This is a genomic window from Citrobacter sp. Ce129, from assembly GCF_030334545.1.
Taxonomy (GTDB): Bacteria; Pseudomonadota; Gammaproteobacteria; order Enterobacterales; family Enterobacteriaceae; genus Citrobacter; species Citrobacter europaeus.
Map to the genome: position 1 here is coordinate 14,438 of NZ_JAOWDS010000053.1, position 17,832 is coordinate 32,269.

General features: G+C 53.8%; 15 protein-coding genes. 7 read left to right on the top strand and 8 right to left on the bottom strand.

What is annotated here, in order from left to right; all coding sequences use genetic code 11:
• Window positions 1–5: 5 nt before the first annotated feature.
• The 7 genes from panF to acuI all read right to left on the bottom strand — a co-directional run bounded on the left by panF (window position 6) and on the right by acuI (window position 6,718).
• Window positions 6–1,457: a sodium/pantothenate symporter gene (panF, locus tag OGV77_RS05100; RefSeq protein ID WP_047408282.1), complete on the bottom strand. Its 1,452-nt coding sequence runs from the start codon at window positions 1,455–1,457 to the stop codon at window positions 6–8.
• The gene (locus OGV77_RS05105) at window positions 1,447–1,689 is read right to left on the bottom strand and encodes a YhdT family protein (RefSeq protein WP_047408285.1); all 243 of its coding nucleotides are present in this window, start codon (window positions 1,687–1,689) and stop codon (window positions 1,447–1,449) included. Before OGV77_RS05105 ends, panF begins: the two co-directional genes overlap by 11 nt.
• 107 nt (window positions 1,690–1,796) lie before the next feature.
• Window positions 1,797–3,146 carry an acetyl-CoA carboxylase biotin carboxylase subunit gene (accC, locus tag OGV77_RS05110; RefSeq protein WP_043017829.1) on the bottom strand — a complete coding sequence of 450 codons (1,350 nt, stop codon included), beginning with the start codon at window positions 3,144–3,146 and terminating at the stop codon, window positions 1,797–1,799.
• A gap of 10 nt (window positions 3,147–3,156) precedes the next feature.
• Complete coding sequence (gene accB, locus OGV77_RS05115; RefSeq protein WP_286502623.1) at window positions 3,157–3,627, bottom strand: acetyl-CoA carboxylase biotin carboxyl carrier protein; 471 nt, start codon at window positions 3,625–3,627, stop codon at window positions 3,157–3,159.
• 392 nt (window positions 3,628–4,019) lie between these two features.
• Window positions 4,020–4,619 carry a protein-methionine-sulfoxide reductase heme-binding subunit MsrQ gene (msrQ, locus tag OGV77_RS05120; protein WP_047408289.1) on the bottom strand — a complete coding sequence of 200 codons (600 nt, stop codon included), beginning with the start codon at window positions 4,617–4,619 and terminating at the stop codon, window positions 4,020–4,022.
• Window positions 4,620–5,624, bottom strand: a complete 1,005-nt coding sequence (gene msrP / locus OGV77_RS05125; RefSeq protein ID WP_043017827.1) for a protein-methionine-sulfoxide reductase catalytic subunit MsrP — start codon at window positions 5,622–5,624, stop codon at window positions 4,620–4,622.
• Between the two features lie 119 nt (window positions 5,625–5,743).
• Window positions 5,744–6,718, bottom strand: coding sequence for an acrylyl-CoA reductase (NADPH) (acuI, locus tag OGV77_RS05130; protein ID WP_087051114.1), 975 nt, complete (start codon window positions 6,716–6,718; stop codon window positions 5,744–5,746).
• 225 nt (window positions 6,719–6,943) lie between these two features.
• Between acuI and csrD the strand changes: the two genes are divergently transcribed.
• Window positions 6,944–8,884: an RNase E specificity factor CsrD gene (gene csrD, locus OGV77_RS05135; RefSeq protein WP_043017825.1), complete on the top strand. Its 1,941-nt coding sequence runs from the start codon at window positions 6,944–6,946 to the stop codon at window positions 8,882–8,884.
• Between the two features lie 8 nt (window positions 8,885–8,892).
• On the opposite strand, the gene OGV77_RS05140 is transcribed toward csrD, so the two are convergent.
• Window positions 8,893–9,213, bottom strand: a complete 321-nt coding sequence (locus OGV77_RS05140) for a hypothetical protein (protein ID WP_155269031.1) — start codon at window positions 9,211–9,213, stop codon at window positions 8,893–8,895.
• Between OGV77_RS05140 and mreB the strand changes: the two genes are divergently transcribed.
• The 6 genes from mreB (at window position 9,191) to yhdP (ending at window position 17,785) form a co-directional block, all read left to right on the top strand.
• Window positions 9,191–10,234, top strand: coding sequence for a rod shape-determining protein MreB (gene mreB / locus OGV77_RS05145; protein ID WP_000913396.1), 1,044 nt, complete (start codon window positions 9,191–9,193; stop codon window positions 10,232–10,234). The genes OGV77_RS05140 and mreB overlap by 23 nt on opposite strands.
• A gap of 64 nt (window positions 10,235–10,298) precedes the next feature.
• A complete protein-coding gene (gene mreC, locus OGV77_RS05150; RefSeq protein WP_043017824.1) occupies window positions 10,299–11,321 on the top strand; it encodes a rod shape-determining protein MreC in 1,023 nt (340 codons plus the stop codon).
• Complete coding sequence (mreD, locus tag OGV77_RS05155) at window positions 11,322–11,810, top strand: rod shape-determining protein MreD (RefSeq protein WP_003025196.1); 489 nt, start codon at window positions 11,322–11,324, stop codon at window positions 11,808–11,810.
• 7 nt (window positions 11,811–11,817) lie between these two features.
• The gene (locus OGV77_RS05160) at window positions 11,818–12,411 is read left to right on the top strand and encodes a Maf family protein (protein WP_087051115.1); all 594 of its coding nucleotides are present in this window, start codon (window positions 11,818–11,820) and stop codon (window positions 12,409–12,411) included.
• Window positions 12,401–13,870, top strand: coding sequence for a ribonuclease G (rng, locus tag OGV77_RS05165; RefSeq protein WP_003025190.1), 1,470 nt, complete (start codon window positions 12,401–12,403; stop codon window positions 13,868–13,870). The genes OGV77_RS05160 and rng overlap by 11 nt, the downstream gene beginning before the upstream one ends.
• A gap of 114 nt (window positions 13,871–13,984) precedes the next feature.
• The gene (gene yhdP, locus OGV77_RS05170; protein WP_087051116.1) at window positions 13,985–17,785 is read left to right on the top strand and encodes an AsmA2 domain-containing protein YhdP; all 3,801 of its coding nucleotides are present in this window, start codon (window positions 13,985–13,987) and stop codon (window positions 17,783–17,785) included.
• Window positions 17,786–17,832 lie beyond the last annotated feature (47 nt).

The window sequence follows — 17,832 nt, forward strand, 5'->3', positions numbered from 1 at the left end:
ACTCTTTATTTATCAGTAGTCAATATGGCGGCTTGCGGGACGGCGGAACCGAAACGGTTGCCAATCAGGAAAGCCAGCAAACTTATCAGTAACGAGGGCACAATCGGGTGGAAGCCCAGGTACTGAACGTTAAAGGTAGCGAGGACGGCATAAAGTACGCCGCCGACAATCATCGCGCTCAATGCGCCAGCCGCGTTTGCCCGCTCCCAGTACAGGCCCAGCACCAGCGGCCACAGGAAAACGGCTTCCAGCCCGCCAAACGCCAGCAGGTTAAGCCAGATAATCATCTCTGGCGGTTTCCAGGCGGCCAGCAGCAGTAATGCGCCGAGCAGCAGGGTAATGACTGCCGACATACGCTTCAGCCGGGTTTCGTTTTTCAGCTGTTCCGGACGAAGGTTCAGGTACAAATCCTTAATGATCGTAGCGGAACTTTGCAGCAATTGGGCATTGATCGTCGACATGATCGCGGCCATCGGGGCCGCGAGGAAGATCCCGGCAGCTATCGGCGGCAACACTTTGACCATCAGCGTAGGGATAACCAGATCCGGTACCGTGAGGTCAGGGATCACCGCACGCCCCAACGCCCCCGCCAGATGCATACCAAACATCAGGATCGCCACCACGATGGTGCCGATGATAATGCCGCGGTGCACTGCTTTACTGTCTTTATAAGAGATGCAGCGTACCGCCGTGTGCGGCAGGCCAATGACGCCAAAGCACACCAGTACCCAGAATGAGGTCATGAAAGTGGGTGACAGAATGTCATCAGCGCCCTGCGGCGAAACCAGTTTAGGATCGATGGTTTGCAGAGTTACTACCGCGTTGCTGAGGCCTCCGGCAGCGTGAACGACACCGACCAGCAAAACGATAGTACCAATCAGCATCACCATGCCCTGCATGGTGTCGTTCAGTACGCTGGCGCGAAAACCGCCGAATGCCGTATATAAAGCGATACTGACGCCAAAAATCAGCAGACCCGTTTCGTAAGGGATACCCGCAGCGGTTTCCAGCAAACGTGCGCCGCCAATAAACTGTACGGTCATCGCCCCGACAAACGCGACCAGTAAGCTGAGGCTCGCCAGCCACACCAGCAGGCGGCTCTGGTAGCGCGCAAACAGCATATCGTTGAGGGTAACGGCATTATAGCGGCGCGCCAGAATGGCGAATTTCTTACCAAGAATCCCCAAAGAGAGCCATACCGCAGGCAACTGGATCATCGCCAGCAGCACCCATCCCAGCCCGTATTTGTAAGCGGCGCCAGGACCACCAATAAATGAGCTGGCGCTAATATAGGTTGCCGTTAGCGTCATGGCTAACACGACCCCGCCCATGGAGCGGCTGCCGAGGAAATATTCATTCAGGAAAGTACCGGTCACTCTCTTACGCATGGCGTAAACAGAAAGACCGAAGACCACCAGTAGGTAGGCGACCAGCGGCAAAATAACTTCAAGCTGCATCGTCATCCTCCAACGGAATGTCGCGATAGACAAACTTCACCATCGCCCAGCACAGTAAGATGAAAACCAGTGGCGTTAGCAGACAGGCCATTTCAAACCAGTGCGGTAAGCCGGTAATACCGAGTGTGGAATCTGGTAAGTAAGCGGCCACTAACCATGTGGCAAGATATAAAAGGGTCAGCCACAGCGCCCAGCGCGCCTCTTTATGGGCCTGAACAAAACGAGCGTCCATTTTTTGTCCCTTGTGGATAAAGAAAGCGGGGATTGTACCTTATGGCACGTGCGGGAGGGGAGAAAAACAAAAGGCCGGAATTTCCGGCCTTTTCGGTTAACGCACGCTTACTTTTCCTGAAGTCCGAGTTTTTTCTCCAGATAGTGGATATTGGTTCCACCGTGCTGGAAATGCTCGTCATTCATGATGCGGATCTGCAGATCAACGTTGGTTTTGATACCGTCGATGATCAGTTCCTGCAATGCGTTTTTCATACGGGCGATCGCTACGTCGCGGTTTTCGCCATAGCAGATCAGCTTACCGATCATTGAGTCATAGTACGGAGGTACAGTGTAGCCTGCGTAAATATGGGACTCCCAACGCACACCAAAGCCACCCGGCGCGTGGAAACGCGTGATTTTGCCCGGGCTTGGCAGGAAGGTGTTCGGGTCTTCGGCGTTGATACGGCATTCTACCGCATGGCCTTTAACCACAACTTCGTCCTGCTTGATGGACAGCGGTTGTCCCGCTGCGATGCGCAGTTGCTCTTTGATCAGGTCAACGCCGGTGATCATTTCGGTTACCGGGTGTTCAACCTGAATACGGGTGTTCATCTCAATGAAGTAGAACTCGCCGTTTTCAAACAGGAACTCAAAAGTACCCGCCCCGCGATAGCCGATATCAACGCATGCTTTGGCGCAACGCTCGCCGATGTAGCGACGCAGTTCCGGTGTAATGCCCGGCGCTGGTGCTTCTTCGACGACTTTCTGGTGACGACGCTGCATGGAGCAGTCACGTTCTGCCAGATAAATCGCGTTACCCTGACCGTCTGCCAGCACCTGAATTTCGATGTGGCGTGGGTTTTCCAGGTACTTCTCCATGTAGACCATGTCGTTGTTGAAAGCCGCTTTCGCTTCCGCTTTGGTCATGGAGATGGATTGCGCCAGCTCGGCATCGCTGCGCACGACGCGCATACCGCGACCGCCGCCGCCGCCGGAGGCTTTGATGATAACCGGGTAGCCGATGCGTTTAGCATGAGCGCGGTTAGCGTCCATGTCATCGCCCAGCGGGCCGTCAGAGCCAGGGACTGTCGGTACGCCAGCTTTCTTCATCGCGGTGATTGCGGACACTTTGTCGCCCATCAGGCGGATAGTGTCGGCTTTCGGGCCGATGAAGATAAAGCCGGAACGCTCTACCTGCTCAGCAAAGTTGGCGTTCTCAGAAAGGAAGCCATAGCCCGGGTGAATTGCCACCGCGCCGGTGATTTCAGCAGCGCTAATGATAGCCGGGATGTTCAGATAGCTTTTTACGGACTGAGCCGGGCCAATACAAACCGTCTCATCCGCCAGCAATACGTGTTTTAAATCGCGATCCGCGCTTGAGTGCACCGCGACAGTCTTGATGCCCAGTTCTTTACAGGCACGAAGAATACGCAGGGCAATCTCACCACGGTTGGCGATAACAATTTTATCCAACATGTTCGCCTCGTTATTCGATGACGACCAGCGGCTCGTCAAATTCTACCGGTTGACCGCTTTCTACCAGAATCGCTTTAACGACGCCGGATTTGTCGGCTTCGATCTGGTTCATCATTTTCATGGCTTCAACGATGCACAGGGTATCGCCCACATTCACTTTCTGGCCGATTTCGATGAACGCTTTCGCATCCGGGCTCGGGGTGCGGTAGAACGTACCAACCATTGGGGAGCGTACGATGTGACCACTGATTTCCGCTGCTGCCGGAGCTTCCATACTTGGAGAGGCAGTTTGTGCGACAGCGTTAGACAGAGCTGGCTGCTGCATCACTGGTGCAGCATAAGCCTGTTGCATCATTGGAAAACTTGCAGCTGGCGCCGCACGGCTGATGCGTACAGATTCTTCGCCTTCAGAAATTTCCAGTTCGGAGATGCCTGATTCTTCAACCAGCTCGATCAGTTTTTTAATCTTACGAATATCCATGAGTGGGTTCCGTACTCTTTGTTTAGTGAGATTGTGACAAGCGTTTTACCGCCGTCTGTATAGCATTTTTATAACAGTGAGTGACAAGATGCCACGCATCTCAGGCGTTGCACTGGGTGCGGTTGCCATTGAGTGAGATTGCCAGACTTGTTAGTCATTGTGCGGCTATCTTCTGCCATTTTCGGGTAAAAGACAAAATATACCTTCAACATGCGAATGTCACCCTTTCCGCGCTCTAAAAACGCTACCGGGGATAGCAAAGTCGCACATTATAACTATTTCGTAGCAATTGGCAGCTAAATACTGGTCTTATCAGGGAAGATAATCAACCGTTAACATGTAAAGAAAATCGGATCGTCCGCATTTTGCAACGTACTGCACATATCGTGAAACTACCGCCACCACTGGCGAAACTTCTTGTATCGGCAGGCTAACAGCACCGCAGCGAGTGCGGCATAAATGATCGGTTGCGGGGAGATAATTTTTACCGACCACAGATAATGTATGGGTGCCAGGATCGCCACAAGATAGACGAAGTTGTGCAGATACTGCCAATTTTTACCCAGCTTTCGCTGCGCCAACTGCGTGGATGTTAATGTGAGGGCGAATAATATGACCCAACTGACAATGCCCAGCATCAAATAAGGTCGTGTGATTAATTCGCGTCCTAACAGCGCCAGATTATTAATACCCAGTTCCAGAAGCGCGTAGCTGGTTAAATGCAGCGTTGCCCATGCGAAACACCATAGCCCTAACAGGCGACGCGTGCGTATCAATAATGGCTGTTTAGCGTAGCGCGCGAGAGGAGAGACCAGCAAGGTCGCCAGTAAGAATTTCAGAGCTGTCCTACCGGTAAAGTGCTGGATATCTTTGACCGGGTCGGCGCTCAGGCCGCCGTTATTTACCGCCCAAAATAGCCAGACAAACGGCAAAAAGCCGGCAAGATGCAGGCAAACTTTCAGCCCGGTAATGTGTTTCGCAGTCAGACGCACCTAAAAATTCTCCTGCAGGTTAAGACCACGGTACAGTGATGCAACCTCATCGGCGTAACCGTTAAACAGCAGCGTGGGTTGGCGTTGAACGTCCAGAATACCGCCAGCGCCAATGAAACGCTCGGTGGCCTGGGACCAACGGGGGTGATCGACATGCGGATTCACGTTGGCATAAAACCCATATTCATTGGGGGCGGCCAGGTTCCAGGTGGTCGGCGGGCGTTCGCGGGTGAGTTTGATACTCACAATCGACTTAATGCCTTTAAATCCGTATTTCCACGGCACAATTAAACGAATGGGCGCGCCATTTTGTGGCGGGAGGGCTTTTCCATAAACCCCCACGGTAAGCAACGTGAGTGGATGCATCGCTTCGTCCAGACGCAGGCCTTCAACATAGGGATACTTCAGCCCGCCGCCAATAAAACGATCCTTTTGTCCTGGCATCTCATCCGGCGCGTAGCGCGTTTCGAACGCGACATACTTTGCGTTGCTGGTGGGTTCAACCTGTGCCAGCAGTTTATATAACGGAAAGCCAATCCACGGCACAACCATTGACCAGGCTTCCACACAACGCATCCGGTAAATCCGTTCTTCCAGCGGGAAACGGGCGGTCAGCGCATCGTGATCGAGGGTGAGTGGTTTTGCCACTTCGCCACTGATTTGCAACGTCCACGGATCGGTTTTCAGGCTACCTGCGTTGGCTGCCGGATCCGCCTTATCGAGGCCGAATTCATAGAAGTTGTTGTAGCCAGAAACTTTATCCGCTGGCGTTAAAGGAAGCGAATTTTGCCAGGCGGCGGGTTTACTGAAATCAAGTGGCTTACCTGCGGGCGCGGGCGGGCGGTCGTTCCCTTTAAACCAGCTAAGAAGGTCAGCCTGCGCAGAGTGGGGCAAGGACAATGCGGCAGCGCTGATCCCTAATGCTTTCAGTACCTGGCGACGCTGCATAAAAAAAGCCGACTCGTCAGTGACGTCGGCTTCTGTAAATGGACGTAGTTTCTTCATAACAGACTCCCGGCTTACGCGTCATAACTGACAGGGGACGCGTAGTTAATATGGCAGGGAGTCTGGAAATATGCCGCGAAATTTCGTTAATTAAGTGTAAATATCTGCGCCAGCGCCTGTTACTTCACCTTCACCAGCGTACGGCCTTGCACCTGGTTATTGATGATGGCATCGGCGAACTTCGGCGCATCCGCCAGCGTAATCTCCGTGGCGGCCTGAGCATAGAAAGATTCCGGCAGATCTTTAACCAGACGCGCCCAGGCCTCTGCCCGGCGTGCTGGCGGGGTCATCACCGAGTCCACTCCTTGCAAACGAACGTTACGCAGAATGAATGGCATCACCGTGGTTGGCAGAGCGAAACCGCCAGCCAGGCCGCAGGCGGCAACGCAGCCGCCGTAGTTCATCTGCGCCAGAACTTTTGCCAGAACTTTGTCGCCAACGGTATCAACCGCGCCAGCCCACAGCTGTTTTTCCAGCGGGCGTGATTCTGCAAACTCATCGCGACCAAGAATACGGCTGGCGCCCAGGCTCTTCAGGTAGTCGTGGGTACTTTCACGGCCCGAAACCGCCGCAACCTGATAACCCAGCTTATGCAGTAACGCAACGGCTGTGCTGCCCACGCCGCCGCTGGCGCCGGTGACGACAATTTCACCGTCTTGCGGGCGAATACCTGCATCTTCAAGCGCCATAACGCACAGCATAGCGGTAAAGCCGGCGGTGCCGATGACCATGGCTTTACGCCCATCCAGTCCTTTTGGCTGGGCAACCAGCCAGTCGCCTTTCACGCGTGCGCGTTCTGCCAGTCCACCCCAATGATTTTCACCCACGCCCCAACCGGTCAGTAACACTTCCTGACCCGCATGAAAACGGGGATCTTCGCTTGCACGCACGGTACCGGCGAAATCGATACCAGGAATCATCGGAAAATTACGAATGATTTTACCCTTGCCAGTGATAGCCAGAGCGTCTTTATAGTTCAGGCTCGACCAGTGGACATCCACCGTCACATCGCCTTCAGGTAGCTGATTTTCGTCGAGGGGTTGAACGGATGCGAGGGTTTTTCCGTCCTGCTGTTCTAAGATCAAAGCCTGCATAACCTGTCCTCAATTCGTATAGTGGATTGGAAAATTATTAATGAAGACTATACTCGCTAATCAAAACATGATGCCGATTCTGCGCAATAAATTGCCAGATATACCTGATTTGGTAGTATGCCCACACTGTTTGTATAAATGGACGGATTTTGCGTTCAGTTTTGCATTTTTGGGTCGCTATATCACTTTCATGCCCGTTTCATAACTGTCGGAGTTAACACAAGGATGCGATTAACGACGAAATTTTCAGCTTTTGTCACGCTGCTTACTGGGTTAACGATCTTCGTGACTCTGATAGGCTGCTCGCTGAGTTTCTATAACGCGATTCAATATAAGTTCACTACCCGTGTTCAGGCGGTGGCGACGGCGATTGATACGCACCTTGTTTCCCGCGATGTTGTGGCGTTAACCCCGCAAATCGATGAACTGATGGTTTCTGCTGATATCGTGCGCGTTGAACTGCTACAGGGCGAAAACGTGGTGTATGACCACTCCCGTACCAGCAGTTATCGCCCGGCGGGGACGAACAATCTGTATCGTGACATCACCGTCCCGCTGGTCAAACATCCTGGCATGTCGCTGCGCCTGGTTTATCAGGATCCGATGGGCAACTATTTCCATTCGCTGATGACCACCGCGCCACTCACGCTGGCGATTGCTTTCATTATACTGATGCTCTTTTTGTCGGTGCGCTGGCTTCAGCGTCAACTTTCAGGTCAGGAACTGCTGGAGATTCGTTCCACGCGCATTCTGAATGGCGAACGTGGACCGAACGTGCGGGGAACAGTCTATGAATGGCCAGCGCGTACCAGTAGCGCACTCGATATGTTACTGACCGAAATTCAAAATGCCCGCGAACAACGCAGCCGCCTCGATACGCTGATTCGCTCCTATGTGGCGCAGGATACAAAAACCGGACTGAGCAACCGCCTGTTCTTTGATAACCAACTGGCAACGCTGCTGGAAGATCAGGAAAAAGTGGGATCGCATGGCGTCGTGATGATGGTGCGTCTGCCGGACTTTACTCTGCTGCGCGATAGCTGGGGAATCACCCTCGCGGAAGAACAAATTTCGACGTTAATTAATTTGTTGTCGACTTTCATGACGCGCTATCCGGGCGCGTTGCTGGCACGCTACCACCGTAGCGATTTTGCCATCCTGCTGCCACACCGCACGCTGAAGGAGGCGGAAAGCATCGCCGGGCAATTATTAAAAGCGGTAGATGCGCTTCCGGCTAATAAAATGATCGATCGTGCCGATATGGTTCATATCGGTATTTGCGTTTGCCGCAGCGGACAGTCGACGGAACAAGTAATGGATCACGCCGAAGCGGCTACGCGGAATTCGGTATTGCAGGGAGGAAACAGCTGGTCGGTCTATGATGACTCACTGCCGGAAAAAGGGCGGGGCAACGTACGCTGGCGAACGCTGATCGAACAGATGCTCAGCCGGGGCGGACCAAGAATTTATCAAAAGCCTGCGGTAACGCGCGAAGGTCGGGTGCACCATCGGGAGCTGATGTGCCGTATTTTTGATGGCAGCGAAGAGGTCATCTCGGCGGAATATATGCCGATGGTGCTGCAGTTTGGCCTGGCTGAAGAGTATGACCGCCTGCAAATCAGCCGTCTTATCCTACTGTTGGGCTACTGGCCGCAGGAAAACCTGGCGATGCAGACAACGGTTGAATCGCTAATTCGCCCACGTTTTCAGCGCTGGCTACGTGATACGCTGATGCAGTGCGAAAAATCATTACGCAAACGCATAATTATTGAACTTGCGGAGGCAGATGTCTGTCAACATATCAGCCGGTTACAGCCTGTCATCAGATTGATGAATGCGCTGGGTGTGCGAATTGCCGTTACGCAGGCGGGTTTAACGCTGGTGAGCACCAGTTGGATCAAAGAGCTTAACGTTGAGTTATTGAAGCTCCATCCAAGCCTGGTGAGGAATATTGAAAAGCGGACTGAAAACCAGCTCCTGGTTCAAAGCCTGGTGGAAGCCTGTTCTGGAACACCAACGCAGGTTTACGCCACGGGCGTTCGTTCGCGTAGCGAGTGGCATACGCTGACGGAACGCGGAGTTGCGGGTGGGCAAGGGGATTTTTTTGCCGCATCACAGCCACTTGACACTAACGTGAAAAAATATTCGCAAAGATACTCGGTTTAACCTGCCGTTTAATTTGTTTTCACGTAGAATAACGCGCGCTGTGCCTTCTGGGGGTGTGCTTGTCTGCTCGCCAGGTTGTAACAGCAAACATGCAGGTGAATGACCTTTGACAGGTTGCAAACAAAAGCGAGGAATGCTGCTGATTTATTCAGCCCTGATGGACTCAGGCCGGTTTTGTAACAAAGGAAACGAACTGCACTAATTTTCACCGTAGCAGATGATTTTTGCGCCTTGTCGCTGCTGCGTGTGGTTGGTAAAGTAAGCGGATTTTGTTTTCCGCCCCAGCTTTCAGGATTATCCCTTAGTATGTTGAAAAAATTTCGTGGCATGTTTTCCAATGACCTGTCCATTGACCTGGGTACCGCGAATACCCTTATTTATGTAAAAGGACAAGGCATCGTATTGAATGAGCCTTCTGTTGTGGCCATTCGTCAGGATCGTGCCGGTTCGCCGAAAAGCGTGGCTGCAGTAGGTCATGATGCGAAGCAGATGCTGGGTCGTACACCGGGCAATATCGCTGCAATTCGCCCAATGAAAGACGGCGTTATCGCTGACTTCTTCGTGACTGAAAAAATGCTCCAGCACTTTATCAAACAAGTGCACAGCAATAGCTTCATGCGCCCAAGCCCGCGCGTACTGGTGTGTGTACCGGTTGGAGCAACTCAGGTTGAGCGCCGTGCGATCCGTGAATCCGCTCAGGGCGCAGGCGCCCGTGAAGTCTTCCTGATTGAAGAGCCGATGGCGGCTGCGATCGGTGCGGGTTTGCCAGTTTCTGAAGCAACCGGTTCTATGGTTGTGGATATCGGTGGTGGTACTACTGAAGTTGCCGTTATCTCTCTGAACGGCGTGGTTTACTCTTCTTCTGTACGTATTGGCGGCGACCGCTTCGACGAAGCGATCATTAATTATGTTCGTCGTAACTACGGTTCTCTGATCGGTGAAGCTACCGCAGAACGTATCAAACACGAGATCGGTTCCGCTTATCCGGGTGACGAAGTGCGCGAAATTGAAGTTCGCGGTCGTAACCTGGCTGAAGGTGTTCCGCGCGGCTTTACCCTGAACTCCAACGAGATTCTGGAAGCTCTGCAGGAACCGCTGACCGGTATTGTGAGCGCAGTCATGGTTGCATTGGAACAGTGCCCGCCAGAGCTGGCGTCTGACATCTCCGAACGCGGCATGGTACTGACCGGTGGCGGCGCGCTGCTGCGTAATCTTGACCGTCTGTTAATGGAAGAAACCGGTATTCCAGTTGTTGTTGCTGAAGATCCGCTGACCTGCGTGGCGCGTGGTGGCGGCAAGGCACTGGAAATGATCGATATGCACGGCGGCGACCTGTTCAGCGAAGAGTAATCGGATGCAGGTAGGGTAGCCAGCGGGTTACCCTTCCGCTCTGATACGAGAATACGCATAGACTATGAAGCCAATTTTTAGCCGTGGCCCGTCGCTACAGATTCGCCTTATTCTGGCGGTGCTGGTGGCGCTCGGCGTTATTATTGCCGACAGCCGCCTGGGGACGTTCAGTCAAATCCGAACGTACATGGATACCGCCGTCAGTCCTTTCTACTTTATCTCAAATGGTCCCCGTGAATTACTCGACGGCGTTTCGCAAACGCTGGCTTCGCGTGACCAACTCGAACTTGAAAACCGGGCGTTGCGTCAGGAACTGCTGCTGAAAAATAGCGAACTGCTGATGCTGGGGCAATATAAACAGGAGAACGCGCGTTTGCGTGAGCTGCTGGGATCGCCGCTGCGCCAGGACGAACAAAAGATGGTGACGCAGGTCATCTCAACGGTTAATGACCCTTACAGCGATCAGGTGGTTATCGACAAAGGGAGCGTTAACGGCGTCTACGAAGGTCAGCCGGTTATTAGCGACAAAGGCGTAGTCGGTCAGGTCGTTGCGGTGGCTAAACTGACCAGCCGTGTGCTGCTGATTTGCGATGCAACACATGCGTTGCCTATTCAGGTACTGCGTAACGATATTCGCGTGATCGCTGCCGGTAACGGTTGCACCGACGATCTTCAGCTCGAACACCTGCCGGCCAATACCGACATTCGCGTTGGCGATGTGCTGGTTACCTCGGGCCTGGGTGGCCGTTTCCCTGAGGGTTATCCGGTTGCTGTTGTTTCTTCCGTTAAGCTGGATACTCAGCGCGCTTATACTGTGATTCAGGCACGCCCGACCGCGGGTCTGCAACGTCTGCGCTATCTGCTGCTGTTGTGGGGCGCCGATCGTAATGGCGCAAATCCGATGACGCCAGAAGAAGTGCACCGCGTTGCCAATGAACGTCTGATGCAAATGATGCCGCAAGTTCTGCCTGCACCAGATACCATGGGGCCGCCTGCGCCAGTGCCAGCTCCCGCAACAGGCGTAACTCCAGCGCCTGCGGATACCACGCCGCCACAACCTGCTCCGCGTAAGCCGGGAGGACAGTAAGTGGCAAGCTATCGTAGCCAGGGACGTTGGGTGATTTGGCTCTCGTTTCTTATTGCACTGTTGCTGCAGGTCATGCCCTGGCCGGACGACATTCTGGTTTTCCGGCCAAACTGGGTGCTGCTCATCTTGTTGTACTGGATCCTGGCGCTGCCGCATCGCGTAAATGTGGGTACAGGGTTTGTGGTGGGTGCCATACTGGATCTCATTAGCGGCTCCACGCTTGGCGTGCGCGCATTGTCTATGAGTATCATTGCTTATCTGGTCGCGCTGAAATTCCAGCTATTCCGCAACCTCGCGCTCTGGCAGCAGGCGTTGGTGGTCATGTTGTTATCACTGGTCGTGGATATTATTGTTTTCTGGGCCGAGTTTTTAGTGATCAATGTCTCTTTCAGACCCGAAGTGTTCTGGAGTAGTGTAGTGAATGGTGTGCTTTGGCCATGGCTATTCTTACTGATGCGTAAAGTCCGTCAGCAGTTTGCGGTGCAATAAGGTTGATATGAATACTCTGTATCTTGCTTCAGGTTCTCCACGTCGTCAGGAGCTGCTCGCTCAGCTTGGTGTTACTTTTGAACGACTGGTGCCTGGGATTGAAGAGCAGCGGCACCCGCAGGAAAGCGCACAGCAGTACGTTTCGCGTCTGGCGCGCGAAAAAGCGCAGGCTGGTGTGGCGCTGGCCCAGCGCGATTTGCCGGTATTGGGGGCGGATACCATTGTTATCCTTAATGGCGAAGTGCTGGAAAAACCCCGCGACGCCGCTCATGCCGCAGCCATGCTGCGCAAACTGTCGGGCAAAACGCATCAGGTCATGACCGCTGTGGCATTGGCCGACCGCCAGCACAGTCTGGACTGTCTGGTGGTGACGGAAGTGACGTTCAGAGCACTAACCGATGAGGACATCGCGGGCTATGTTGCCAGCGGTGAACCAATGGATAAAGCAGGTGCATACGGTATTCAAGGGTTGGGTGGCTGTTTTGTCAGGAAGATAAATGGCAGCTATCACGCCGTAGTCGGCTTACCGCTGGTAGAAACGTATGAGTTGCTGACCAATTTTAACGCACTGCGTGAGAAAAGGGATAAACATGACGGCTGAATTGTTGGTAAACGTAACGCCATCGGAAACTCGGGTGGCTTACATTGATGGCGGTATTCTGCAGGAAATTCATATTGAACGTGAGGCGCGACGCGGAATCGTAGGCAATATCTACAAAGGTCGTGTAAGTCGTGTACTTCCGGGTATGCAGGCGGCTTTTGTAGATATTGGGCTGGATAAAGCCGCATTTCTTCACGCTTCAGACATCATGCCGCACACTGAATGCGTGGCGGGTGAAGAACAAAAACAGTTCACCGTGCGCGACATATCTGAACTGGTGCGCCAGGGCCAGGATCTCATGGTGCAGGTGGTAAAAGATCCGTTGGGTACTAAGGGCGCACGTCTGACGACGGACATCACGCTTCCTTCCCGTTATCTCGTCTTTATGCCGGGTGCTTCGCATGTTGGCGTGTCCCAACGTATCGAAAGCGAAACCGAACGCGAGCGCCTTAAAAAAGTGGTAGCGGATTACTGCGATGAGCAGGGCGGATTCATTATTCGTACCGCGGCGGAAGGCGTCTGTGAAGAGGATCTGGCCTCGGATGCTGCCTACCTGAAGCGCGTCTGGACGAAAGTCATGGAGCGTAAAAAGCGCCCGCAAACGCGCTATCAGATGTATGGCGAACTGGCGCTGGCGCAGCGCGTGTTGCGTGATTTTGCCGATGCGCAGCTTGACCGGATCCGCGTCGACTCCCGCTTGACCTATGAAGCGTTACTGGAATTTACGGCGGAATATATCCCCGAAATGACCAGCAAGCTGGAACATTACAGCGGACGCCAGCCCATATTTGATCTCTTTGACGTTGAGAATGAAATCCAGCGCGCGCTGGAACGCAAAGTAGAGCTGAAGTCCGGCGGTTATCTGATCATCGATCAAACCGAAGCGATGACCACCGTCGATATCAACACCGGCGCGTTTGTTGGGCATCGTAATCTCGACGACACTATCTTTAATACTAATATTGAAGCAACGCAGGCTATCGCTCGTCAGCTGCGTCTGCGAAACCTCGGCGGCATTATCATTATCGATTTTATCGACATGAATAATGAAGATCACCGTCGCCGGGTGCTGCACTCTCTGGAACAGGCTCTGAGCAAGGATCGCGTTAAAACCAGTATCAACGGTTTTTCACAGCTGGGTCTGGTAGAGATGACGCGCAAACGCACGCGTGAAAGCGTGGAGCATGTGCTGTGCAACGAGTGTCCGACCTGCCACGGGCGTGGTACGGTGAAAACGGTGGAAACCGTATGCTATGAAATCATGCGCGAAATCGTGCGGGTACACCATGCATATGATTCCGATCGTTTCCTGGTCTATGCTTCACCGGCAGTAGCTGAGACCCTGAAAGGTGAAGAGTCACATGCGCTGGCGGAAGTCGAAATCTTTGTCGGCAAACAGGTCAAAGTACAAATTGAACCGCTGTATAACCAGGAGCAGTTCGACGTCGTTATGATGTAATCTGGCCTGGTAGACGCCAAATGGCGATACTTTGCAGGCCGGAGAAGGCGTTCACGCCGCCATCCGGCAAGACGGTTTTGTGAGTCACATTTTTTGGTAGACAAGGAGAGGCGCGTGAGGCGATTGCCGGGGATATTACTGCTCACTGGAGCCGCATTCGTTGTCATCGCAGCGCTGCTGGTCAGTGGACTGCGCCTTGCGCTACCTCATATTGATAGCTGGCGCCCGGCGATCCTTGGCAAGATTGAATCCGCCACTGGCCTGCCCGTTTCCGCCAGCCAACTTTCCGCTAACTGGCAAAATTTCGGTCCTACGCTTGAAGCGCGCGATATCCATGCGCAGCTGAAAGACGGTGGGGAATTTTCGGTCAAGCGCGTCACGTTAGCGCTGGATGTCTGGCAAAGCTTGCTACACATGCGCTGGCAGTTTCGTGATCTCACCTTCTGGCAGTTACAACTGCGCACCAATACCCCCATCCAGCGCAGCGAAAGCGGTGACGGAATTGAAGCCGATCACCTCAGCGATCTCTTCCTGCGCCAGTTTGATCATTTCGATCTGCGCGACAGTCAGATTAGCTTTTTAACCCTCTCAGGCCAGCGTGCTGAACTGGCGATCCCACAGCTTACCTGGCTGAACGGTAAAAACCGGCATCGCGCTGAGGGGCAGGTCAGTCTCTCCAGTCTGACCGGGCAGCACGGCGTTATGCAGGTGCGTATGGATCTGCGTGACGACAACGGACTATTGAATAACGGTCGGGTCTGGCTTCAGGCCGACGACATCGACGTCAAGCCGTGGCTGAATAAATGGATGCAGGATAACGTTGCGCTGCAGACCGCGCGTTTTAGCCTGGAAGCATGGATGACGATCAGCAAAGGCGTGGTTTCCGGCGGCGATGTCTGGCTGAAAAAAGGCGGGGCAAGCTGGCTGGGTGAAAATCGTACGCACACGCTCGCCGTCGATAATCTGACGGCGCACATCAGCCATGAAGGGCCGGGCTGGCAATTCTCTATTCCCGATACCCGTATCACCATGGATGATAAACCCTGGCCGAGCGGGGCGTTAACGCTGGCCTGGATACCAGAACAGGAAGTCGGTGGTGAGAATAACAAACGCAGCGACGAGCTTCGCATTCGTGCCAGCAATCTGGATCTGGCCGGGTTAGAAGGGCTGCGTCCGATGGCATCCAGGCTATCGCCTGCGCTGGGGGATATCTGGCGAGCTACGCAGCCGAGCGGCAAGATAGATGTGCTGGCGCTGGATATCCCGTTACAGGCGACAGAAAAAACCCGCTTCCAGTCCTCGTGGACCGATCTGGCCTGGAAACAGTGGAAGCTGCTGCCAGGGGCAGAACACTTCTCCGGTACGCTTGCGGGAAGCGTGGAAGATGGGGCGCTAACCGCTTCCATGCAGCAAGCCAAAATGCCGTATGAAACCGTCTTTCGCGCACCGCTGGAAATAGAGAGCGGCGTGGCGACGCTAAGCTGGCTGAAAAATGATAAAGGCTTTCAGTTAGATGGACGCAACATCGATGTTAAAGCGAAAGCGGTACGCGCGCGCGGCGGTTTTCGCTATCTGCAGCCCGCCGGTGATGAGCCATGGTTGGGCATTCTGGCAGGCATCAGCACCGACGATGGCTCTCAGGCCTGGCGTTATTTCCCGGAAAACCTGATGGGCAAAGAGCTGGTTGACTATCTCAGTGGCGCTATTCAGGGCGGCGAAGCGGATAACGCCACGCTGGTGTATGGCGGCAACCCACATTTGTTCCCCTATCTCCATAATGAAGGGCAGTTTCAGGTCCTGGTGCCGCTTCGCAATGCGAAGTTTGCTTTCCAGCCCGACTGGCCCGCGCTGACTGACCTCAATATTGAACTGAACTTCATTAACGACGGTCTGTGGATGAAGACGGATAGCGTTAATCTGGGTGGTGTGAAGGCCAGTAATCTGACGGCCAACATCCCCGACTATGCAAAAGAAAAACTGCTGATTGATGCCGATATCAACGGGCCGGGCAAGGCGGTCGGACCTTATTTTGATGAGACGCCATTAAAGGATTCTCTCGGCGCCACGCTCGAGCAGTTGCAAATTGACGGCGATGTGAATGCTCGCTTACATCTTGATATTCCTCTGGACGGCTCGCTGGTTACCGCTAAAGGCGACGTCAACCTGCGTAATAACAGCTTGTTTATTAAACCGCTCGACAGCACGCTGAAGAATTTGAACGGCAAATTCAGCTTTATCAACGGCGATCTGCAAAGTGAGCCGATGACGGCGAACTGGTTTAATCAGCCGCTGAACGTCGACTTTTCTACGACCGAAGGAGCGAAAGCCTACCAGGTCGCCGTGAATCTACAAGGTGACTGGCAGCCAACCCACATGGGGATTTTACCGGCGCAGGTCAACGACGCGTTGAGCGGAAGCATGGCGTGGAATGGCAAAGTGGGAATCGATCTTCCGTATCATGCCGGGCCGACCTACGACATTGAGCTAAAGGGCGACCTTAAGAATGTAAGTAGTCACTTACCTGCTCCGCTGAATAAAGCTACCGGTGAGGCGTTGCCGGTGAACGTTAAGGCCAGGGGCAATCTGCGCAGCTTTGATCTGACCGGCAACGCTGGCAGTAAGAATCACTTTAACAGCCGCTGGCTACTGAATCAGAAACTGACGCTTGACCGCGCAATCTGGACGTCGGAAAGCCGCACCGTGCCCGCGTTACCCGATCAGCAAGGCATTGAGCTTAACCTTCCCCCTATGGATGGCGCGCAGTGGCTGGCGTTGTTCCAGAAAGGCGCTGCAGATAATGTTGGTACCAACGCCAACTTCCCTCAACGGATCACGGTGCGGACGCCATCGTTATCCCTGGGTGGTCAGCAGTGGAATAATTTGAGTATCGTCTCTGAGCCTGCGAGCAACGGTTCCATCGTGCAGGCGCAGGGTCGTGAAATTAACGCCACGCTGGCGATGCGCAATAATGCGCCGTGGCTGGCCAATATTAAGTATCTTTATTACAACCCAAGCGCGGCAAAACCGTCACCGAATAGCACGCCTGCCTCGCCGTTCTCCGCCATCGACAACGTCAGCTTCCGTGGCTGGCCGGACCTTCAGCTACGCTGTGCAGAATGCTGGATGTGGGGACAGAAATACGGGCGCATTGACGCCGATGTAGCGATTAAAGGCGACACGCTCACCTTGAATAACGGTCTGTTGGATACCGGTTTTGCCAGACTGACCACCGACGGCGTATGGGTGAATACGCCGGGCAAGGAGCGGACGTCGCTGAAAGGTAAACTGAGCGGCAGTAAAATTGACTCCGCGGCCGGCTTCTTTGGCGTATCAACGCCGATTCGCAATTCTTCGTTCAACGTGGAGTACGATCTGCACTGGCGTAACCCGCCGTGGGAGCCAGATGAAGCCTCGCTGAATGGCATTTTGCGTGCCCGGTTGGGTAAAGGTGAGATAACCGAACTCAGTACCGGACATGCGGGGCAGCTATTACGCCTGCTGAGCTTTGATGCGTTGTTGCGTAAACTGCGTTTTGATTTCAGCGACACCTTCAGTGAAGGCTTCTATTTCGACTCGATTCGCAGCACGGCGTGGATCAAAGATGGCGTGATGCATACCGATGACACGCTGGTGGACGGTCTGGAAGCCGACATTGCGATGAAAGGCTCAGTGAACCTGGTGCGCCGGGAGCTGGATATGGAAGCCATCGTCGCACCAGAAATCTCAGCTACCGTAGGGGTTGCCGCCGCGTTTGCCGTCAACCCGATTGTGGGTGCGGCGGTGTTTGCCGCCAGTAAGGTTCTGGGACCGCTGTGGAGCAAAGTCTCGATTCTGCGTTATCGCATCAGCGGTCCGGTCGATAAGCCGCAGATTAACGAAGTTCTGCGTCAGCCGCGCAAAGAAAGCCAGCAATGATTTGACGGGGGCGAGTAATTGCCCCAATCTCAGTACAGTGATCTTCT

Excerpts from the sequence above, each read along its gene's own strand:
- msrP (WP_043017827.1), bottom strand. The coding sequence starts at position 5,624 with ATGAAGAAACTACGTCCATTTACAGAAGCCGACGTCACTGACGAGTCG.
- panF (WP_047408282.1), bottom strand. The coding sequence starts at position 1,457 with ATGCAGCTTGAAGTTATTTTGCCGCTGGTCGCCTACCTACTGGTGGTC.
- rng (WP_003025190.1), top strand. The coding sequence starts at position 12,401 with ATGACGGCTGAATTGTTGGTAAACGTAACGCCATCGGAAACTCGGGTG.
- csrD (WP_043017825.1), top strand. The coding sequence starts at position 6,944 with ATGCGATTAACGACGAAATTTTCAGCTTTTGTCACGCTGCTTACTGGG.
- accC (WP_043017829.1), bottom strand. The coding sequence starts at position 3,146 with ATGTTGGATAAAATTGTTATCGCCAACCGTGGTGAGATTGCCCTGCGT.
- OGV77_RS05140 (WP_155269031.1), bottom strand. The coding sequence starts at position 9,213 with ATGCCACGAAATTTTTTCAACATACTAAGGGATAATCCTGAAAGCTGG.
- accB (WP_286502623.1), bottom strand. The coding sequence starts at position 3,627 with ATGGATATTCGTAAGATTAAAAAACTGATCGAGCTGGTTGAAGAATCA.
- mreB (WP_000913396.1), top strand. The coding sequence starts at position 9,191 with ATGTTGAAAAAATTTCGTGGCATGTTTTCCAATGACCTGTCCATTGAC.
- OGV77_RS05160 (WP_087051115.1), top strand. The coding sequence starts at position 11,818 with ATGAATACTCTGTATCTTGCTTCAGGTTCTCCACGTCGTCAGGAGCTG.
- mreC (WP_043017824.1), top strand. The coding sequence starts at position 10,299 with ATGAAGCCAATTTTTAGCCGTGGCCCGTCGCTACAGATTCGCCTTATT.
- OGV77_RS05105 (WP_047408285.1), bottom strand. The coding sequence starts at position 1,689 with ATGGACGCTCGTTTTGTTCAGGCCCATAAAGAGGCGCGCTGGGCGCTG.
- acuI (WP_087051114.1), bottom strand. The coding sequence starts at position 6,718 with ATGCAGGCTTTGATCTTAGAACAGCAGGACGGAAAAACCCTCGCATCC.